Source organism: Proteus sp. FZP2095 (assembly GCF_023701425.1).
Lineage (GTDB): Bacteria > Pseudomonadota > Gammaproteobacteria > Enterobacterales > Enterobacteriaceae > Proteus > Proteus cibarius.
The window spans coordinates 1-401 of record NZ_JAMQBJ010000026.1 but is presented as its reverse complement, the minus strand read 5'-3'; the positions used below and the strand labels follow the sequence as shown (position 1 = coordinate 401).

The 401-nt window shown below is 47.1% G+C and carries 1 protein-coding gene; it reads left to right on the top strand.

Features of this window, described 5'->3' with window-relative positions:
• On the top strand, nucleotides 1–401 hold a 401-nt coding region (locus NBG71_RS18700), incomplete at both ends, for a GTP-binding protein (RefSeq protein WP_250917080.1).

The following is a 401-nucleotide window of genomic DNA, read 5'->3' as shown; positions in this document are numbered from 1 at the left end:
TGTCTAAAGAAAAATTTGAACGTTCAAAACCGCACGTTAACGTTGGTACTATCGGCCACGTTGACCACGGTAAAACAACTCTGACTGCTGCAATCACTACAGTTTTAGCTAAAACTTACGGTGGTGCTGCTCGTGCATTCGATCAAATCGATAACGCACCAGAAGAAAAAGCTCGTGGTATCACCATCTCTACTTCACACGTAGAATACGACACACCAACTCGTCACTACGCACACGTAGACTGCCCAGGTCACGCCGACTATGTTAAAAACATGATCACTGGTGCTGCGCAAATGGACGGAGCTATCCTGGTTGTTGCTGCGACTGATGGCCCAATGCCACAAACTCGTGAGCACATCCTGTTAGGTCGTCAGGTTGGTGTTCCTTACATCATCGTATTC